We start from the raw sequence: 3,275 nt of genomic DNA, 5'->3' as shown, positions 1-3,275 counted from the left end.
GGTGTGGTGTGTTTTTTTGTTGTGTGGTGGTGGGGGCTGTTTGGTGGTGTGTGGGGGGGTGGGGGGGGGGGCGGCGGGGGGGGGGGCCCGGGGGCCCCCGCCCCCCCCCCCCCCCCCCCCCCCCCCCCCCCCGACCTTGCGTGGTTTCACGCTGCGGGTGGGTGGTGGTTGCGGGTCTCTGAGCGGGGGGCTTGGGAAGCGGGCACCCTGCGGTGGGTGTGGGGCAGGGTTCGCTGCCGCGCTGGGGTGCGGGTGGGGGAGTACGTCACCCGGGCGGGCCTGGGTGGTGGGCTGGTCGGCAATTCCACGCCGGTTGCGCGGGATTGGTGGACACCTGTTGTGTACGCCTCTGCGCTTGGGCGTTCGACTCAGCAGCCGCGTCGTCCGCTCGGCCGGTCACCGCTGGGCGCCACGGCCTTTCCGGCATGGTCCGTCTTGCGGGCCCGTCCACGTCTTCTCGGACTCGGCCGTCACGCGCGGTCCCGGGTCGGTCCGGCACGTTTCTGGGCTGCTCGGCGGTCGCTGCTCTTTGCTCGGCCGAGTCGTCTCTCAGCCGGGTCCGGTCGCCGTCTCCGGTAGGAGGCTGTGTCTCGCCGTCGCTGGCCACGTCTCGCGCCGGCCGCGTCGTCTCCCGCCGGCCCCGACGTCTCCCATCGGCGGCAACATCGACCCACCGGCGGCGACGTCTCTGCGGCGGCAACAGCGCCCAGCGAAGGGTGACGTCTCGGTTGGTGTGCGGGTGCGGGTGCGGGTGTGGGTCACGGTTAGTTACTGGCGATGCTCGCTTTTGGGGCTTGACGGAGGAAAGGGGTGGGGTGGGGCAAGGGTGCAGGATGCATCGTGAGCTGGGGAGCGTGTGGGGGCAGGTGGATCTTGGCGGTAGTCTCTTCGGGCATGGGTCAAGATCAAACTGGGGATGCCGTCACTCTGTGGTGTGCGGTGGGGGTCGGGGACTTCGAGAAGATCGAGGCCGGTGAGTGGCGAGGGGTGCCCGGTGGGGCGGACCTTCGGGTGTTCGGCGGGCGGGGAGCTGCGGAGCGCGTTGCCCGGGAAGAGATTGTGGCGGCGGACGGGGCTGGCTTCGTACTGAAGCTTGAGGTTCGGTCTGAGTTCTTTGCGGAGCGAGCCGTGCCGGACGAGGGGCTGGTGGTGTCGGCGGAAGATGTCGCGGAGCTGAACACGCAGCTTGTCGGGGCGATTGTGGAGGCGGTGGATTTTCGCGGGGCGGTCGCGGATGAGGAGTTCGCGGACGGGCCGGTGCTGCCGGCGGCCTGGCGGTCCTATTTGCAGTCGCCGTCGTGGTTGCGCCGTGGGCTGTTGGCGTCGGGGAAGTACGTGTGGCTCTACCCGCCGCGGGAAGGGCGTGACGTGCTGGCGATCTGGGAGGCGGAGGAGCGCTTTCCGGGGATCGCGCTCATCGGTGGGGACGGTGGGCTGGAGAACTTCGTCTTCGATCTGCGCCAGGATCCGGCCCCGGTCCTGATGGTCAGCAACGCCAGCGAGTCGTGGGATGACGCCGTCGTTCAGGCGGTGGACGCGGCCGACTTCGTCGCGCGGCTGGAGGACGGCACCTTCGACCTGACCGTGGGTTAGAAGAGGGCCGAGGGGTCGACCTCGATGCGTACGGGCTGGGGGGCCTTTTTGGCACTTCGGACGGCGGCGGCCTCGTGCAGGGCGTGAGCCAGGGGTGCGGCCTGGGAGCGGGGGACCCGCAGGAGCATGCGTTCCTGGTCGTCGGGAGCGGGGACCGGGCCCAGCAGTTCCACGTCGGCGGGCAGGCGGGCCTTGTCGAGGAAGTCGTTGACGGCCTCGGTCAGGCCGGTGACGCTGGCCATGCGGGCGGCCGGCGGGAAGCCGAGCTCGCGGCGTTCGGTCAGTTCGCGGGTGGCGAACCAGGCCGGGTCCCAGCGGATCAGGGCCTGGACGGTGGCCAGGGAGCCGTCGGCGACGACGATGACGCGGCCGTGGGGTGCGGGCTTGGCCAGGGCGGCCGCGTTGAGCCAGCGGCGCATGGTCTCTTCGGCGGCGCGCAGGTCGGAGCGGGTCAGCAACGCCCACGTGTCGAGCAGCAGCACGGCGCCGTAGCCACCTTCGGCGACCGGCTCGGCGCCCGGCGTGGACACGACAACGCTCGCCCCGGCGGGGACGGTGTCGAGAACCTCGTCACGGCCGGACGTGCGCACGGTCGCGCCGGGAAAGGCACGACCTAATTCCTCGGCCGTACGCCGGGCGCCGGTCACCGAGGCCCGCAGCCGCCGGCCGCCGCAGGTGGGGCACGCGTACGCGGCGGCGGCCCGCCCGCACCACCGGCAGGTGGGAACGTCACGGGCGCCGGAAAGCTCCAGCGACCCCGAGCAATGTGGACAGCGAGCGGGCGTACGGCAATCGGCGCAAGCAATCGACGGCAGGTAGCCCCGCCGGGGAACCTGAACCAGAACCGGCGCACCCGCCTGCAACGCCTGCCGAGCCGCCTGCCAGGCCAGACTGGGCAGCCGAGCGGTGGCGGCCCCAGGATCACGCGCCAGCTGCGGATCGTCGCCGGTCGGCTGGATAGCCGGCGCGCGCTGCCGCAGCACGTCCCGCCCGGCGCTGATCTCCTTGGCCCAGCCGGTTTCGAGGAGCAACTGCCCTTCCCCCGTACGAGCGAAGCCCGCCACAAGCGCAGCCGACCCCGCCAGCTGAGCCCGGGTAAGAAGCACTTCGCGCGCGTGCGGGTAGGGCGCCCGAGGCTCCCCGTGCAGGTCGTCCCCGTCGTCCCAGATGACCACGAGCCCCAGCTTCGCCACGGGCGCCCACATGGCGGCCCGGGTACCCACCACCACCGGCACCTGATGCCGGCTGGCCGCGAGAAACCGCCGGTACCGCTCCGCCGGCCCGAGCGCCGCGTTCAAAGCCACATGCTGCCCCGCCCCGAGCACAGCCCCGAGGGCCCGATCCACCCGATCGAGATCACGGGCATCCGCCACAACGATGACAACCCCACGCCCACCCCGAACAGTGGCCGCGGCCGCCTCAGCAATGCGAGCCGCCCAGTCCTCACCGGGCAGCGCGCCCCAGACCGCGCGGGCATCACGCCCGTCCGCAAGCGCCCGCAGAAAGGCAGGCCCAGCAACATACGAACCCCACCCCCCAACGCCAACCGCCGACCGAGCGACCACTTCCCGATCCGCGCCGCCCGCGCCCGCGCCGCCCGCGCCCGCGCTGCCCGCGCCGCCCGCGCCCGCGCTGCCCGCGCCGCCCGCGCCCGCGCTGCCCGCGCCGCCCGCGCCCGCGCG

At 72.8% G+C, this 3,275-nt stretch carries 2 protein-coding genes; one reads left to right on the top strand and one right to left on the bottom strand.

All coding sequences use genetic code 11. The features are described 5' to 3' along the window. The first annotated feature begins 894 nt into the window (after positions 1–894). On the top strand, positions 895–1,593 hold the full coding sequence (locus ACFY36_RS17135; protein ID WP_499746942.1) for a hypothetical protein: 699 nt from the start codon (positions 895–897) through the stop codon (positions 1,591–1,593). Here ACFY36_RS17135 and ACFY36_RS17130 read toward each other — a convergent pair. Next, on the bottom strand, positions 1,590–3,275 hold a 1,686-nt coding region (locus tag ACFY36_RS17130; protein WP_499746941.1), incomplete at its 5' end, for a primosomal protein N'. The genes ACFY36_RS17135 and ACFY36_RS17130 overlap by 4 nt on opposite strands.

The sequence above is a fragment of the Actinoplanes sp. NPDC000266 genome (assembly GCF_042899005.1).
Taxonomy (GTDB): Bacteria; Actinomycetota; Actinomycetes; order Mycobacteriales; family Micromonosporaceae; genus Actinoplanes.
Note: the sequence above shows the minus strand (reverse complement) of the source record. Positions and strands in the feature narration are given on the sequence as shown.

What these genes read in the sequence shown, in the direction of transcription:
- ACFY36_RS17135 (WP_499746942.1), top strand. Translation starts at nt 895, where the DNA reads ATGGGTCAAGATCAAACTGGGGATGCCGTCACTCTGTGGTGTGCGGTG.